2 protein-coding genes and 3 pseudogenes are annotated in these 2,931 nt (G+C 59.3%); all 5 read right to left on the bottom strand.

Annotated elements, in window-relative coordinates:
* Positions 1 to 243: pseudogene (locus ABLE86_RS22815) on the bottom strand (IS110 family transposase); the annotation flags it as partial.
* 68 nt (positions 244 to 311) lie between these two features.
* Positions 312 to 806: pseudogene (locus ABLE86_RS22810) on the bottom strand (transposase); the annotation flags it as partial.
* Positions 807 to 869: 63 nt separating this feature from the next.
* Positions 870 to 977 (bottom strand): annotated as a pseudogene (locus tag ABLE86_RS22805) (SOS response-associated peptidase); the annotation flags it as partial.
* A 72-nt stretch (positions 978 to 1,049) separates the two neighbouring features.
* The gene (locus tag ABLE86_RS22800; RefSeq protein ID WP_348781281.1) at positions 1,050 to 1,991 is read right to left on the bottom strand and encodes a polysaccharide pyruvyl transferase family protein; all 942 of its coding nucleotides are present in this window, start codon (positions 1,989 to 1,991) and stop codon (positions 1,050 to 1,052) included.
* 775 nt (positions 1,992 to 2,766) lie between these two features.
* On the bottom strand, positions 2,767 to 2,931 hold a 165-nt coding region (locus tag ABLE86_RS22795; protein ID WP_348781282.1), incomplete at its 5' end, for an integrase core domain-containing protein.

The raw sequence follows: 2,931 nt of genomic DNA, 5'->3' as shown, positions 1-2,931 counted from the left end.
CCGGCGAGCATGGATGCAGTCGACCTTGAGACCGAGCGCCCGCAGTTCGCGCCAAAGCCAGATTGAGAGTGGACCAGTCTCCATGCCGATCCTGACAGCGGCGTCAGCATGCTCTCTAAGTGCAACAGCGATGCTGTTCGGCTCCGTCCGGCACTTGCCTCGCCAAATCCGACGTCCCTCGACATCCACCACACAAATCTCAGTCTCTTTCTGCGAAACATCTAGGCCTACATATGTCGACATCGCGCTCTCCAATGGCATCATTGACACGAGCACCTTACTCGATGCTCGCATGCCGATTGGGCCATGTCGTTCACGACATGGCCCTCGCGCTTGAGCAGGACGTGCAGACGCCGATAGCCGAAGCGCCGGCGCTCGCGCGCGATCTCCCGCATCCGCTTCCGAAGCGCGCGATCATCGGGCCGCCTGGTCTCGTAGCGAACCGTCATGCGGCAACAGCCGATGGCTTTACACGCCCGCCGTTCACTCATCCCGAAGGCAGACTTCAGATGCGCGACAGCGTTCCGCCTGGCTGCGGGCGTCACCACTTCTTTCCCAACAGATCCTTCAGGGCCGCATTGTCGAGCATGGCATCGGCCAGAAGCCGCTTCAGGCGTGGGTTCTCATCCTCCAGGCTCTTCAGCCGCTTCGCCTTTGACACGTCCATGCCGCCGAATTTGGCCTTCCATTTGTAGATCGAGGCATCGCTCACGCCGTGCTTGCGGCACAAATCCGCGACCGAGCCCGGCCTCGTGTTCCTTCAAAATCCCGATGATCTGCTCATCCGAGAAGCGGCTGCGTTTCATGTTCTGGTCCTTTCTCTGGCCCAGAACGAACTTCAATCCGGATTAAGTTAAAGGGGCAACGTCAGTGGTCAAGATGACCGGCATGGCCTTCTGGTGGATCGGGGAAACGATGGCGTTCGGCTCCGTCGCCGGGAAGCCGTAGAGCTCGAATTCGCGCTCGCCGTCGCGGACCAACTCCAATTTTCTGGATTGGGCCGGTTCCCGCATAATTTTCGATCTTCCAAAGGGGTATGCTGACCTCGATCACGCTAGTCTCTTCAGGGCCTTTCGCGCCAGAGCTTTGGGGTAGTGGGGCCAGTTCTTTGGCTTCCACCAACTCCGTCGCTCTGCACGAGCCTGCGCAGCTTCGCGTACACGCACAATTTCCTTTGCCCCAGATATTGCGGCGGTCTCCGCCGCTTCAATTTCGGGGGAGCGAGCGAGAAACGGGCACGCACGGCGCAAAGGGTCAAGGTCAAGGGCTATTGGGCGGTCATCGTAGTCGAGGTCATTTATCAGGCCTTCGATCGTCAAGCTTGGGCTTGATAGATCCATCTCTTTGGGCTCCCGCACCTTGCCCACGGATAACAAATAGTCCCAGAATTTGTGCTCTTTACCCGAACCGGTATCTGCAATCAGCCATGCATTGGGGATGCCGTAGGCGTCGGCCAGGATAAGCCCGTGCAGGGACGTGGTGATGATACGTTTGCAACTGAGTATCGCGTCGATGGTGCCTTCGATGTCGTCAGTTAGGAGGTCGATGACCTTGACGCCTTCGACAGCGAACTTTTCCTTTCGCTCATGCTCAGACCACCGTAGCACCAGTCCAATCTCGTGCGTTTTGTCGATTTTGGGAGAGTAATAATCGGGAGCAAAAAGTGCAGGGTCGCCGTAGACTCTTGGGCACTTTGACTTGAACATTTCAAGTCTGGCGCGAGTTAACGGCCCGCGAACTGCCAAGGGGAGGTTAGCTAATTCTACGCGCCCTTTCCCTTCGCTGCCAAACGATCCGATGCCCCAGAGCACGCTGGACGGGCTTACTCGGCTAAGGATCGATCCGATAACGAGATAGTGGGGATCGTCTTTTTCCGCCCAGAACACCTGTTTGCCGGTCATTTTTTGGACGAGCCACGGCCCAAGCAGGTCGCCGAAATTCTTTTCGTTGTTCCACCAACGCATTGGGATCTTGCCGTCGACTTCGATCATCTTGCCTCCCCCCCCCCGAAGAGTTCGCCAATATACTGAGACAATCCGCGCCAAGTAAAGCTTCGCGGCGTCCAGCTACCGTCCCACACATCAACAGCAGGCCATCGTGGCTGGATCCGTTAACGCGGAGACCCTGGCGCACATCAAGCGCTGGGAAGGCGGCTCGACAGAGTGTATTTCCAGCGCCGTGTCGTATGGCGAGATGAGCCGGCGTGGCGGAAGGGGTAGGGGAGGGGTTGGACGCGAGCGACGGACTTGCGGGCTGCGCGATTCCGCTATTCGAGAGCACGCGCCGCATGCCCGGGCTAGCATCAGAGGCACCAACTCTTGCCCACGCCTTCCGCAAGCTTCCGCCGCTTGCCTAGCGCCGAATTGGTGCCGGTCATCCCGGCCGTGCGCAGGACGGCGAACACAGACCCCTCCGATATGCCGACGCCGCAGCAACCTGCTTCAACGACATGCCAGCCTTGCGGAGCGAGATTATCTCCTGCTCACGGCCGCCAGTAAACGAGCCGGATTCTGGCGTGGCACGTCGTAGCGTCGCCTGATCTCTTTCCATGGGAGGTTCGCGACGATGCAATCCCCTCACGAGCCCCCATTCGCCAATTAGCCGCTCACCACCGCGCGCTTCGATCCTTGCCGAGGCGACCCGGTACTTGATTGACCTCATCGGCTGAGAGGTCCGGTTCCCAGCCCTTCTGTTCAGCGTCAAATGAATATTCAAGTGACTCCACATCCGCTCGGAGCACCGTTGCTCATGACGTTGCCCCAGGTTTTATCCAGTCTTGAGTTCGTTCCGGCGTTGGCTTTGCCCTGTCCGGCGCGTGTGGAAGGTCAGTGCGAACTCGTCGGGCGTCTGCCAGCCGAGCTTCGAGTGCGGGCGCGCACCGTTGTAGTCCGTGCGCCAGATGCTCAGCGCCGTGCGGGCCTGCGCCAGCGA

Source organism: Mesorhizobium sp. KR2-14, assembly GCF_040049255.1.
Lineage (GTDB): Bacteria > Pseudomonadota > Alphaproteobacteria > Rhizobiales > Rhizobiaceae > Pseudaminobacter.
The sequence above is the reverse complement of the archived record's forward strand: the minus strand, read 5'-3'. Positions and strand labels throughout refer to the sequence as shown.

Coding starts and splice junctions, on each gene's coding strand:
- ABLE86_RS22800 (WP_348781281.1), bottom strand. CDS start 1,991: ATGATCGAAGTCGACGGCAAGATCCCAATGCGTTGGTGGAACAACGAA.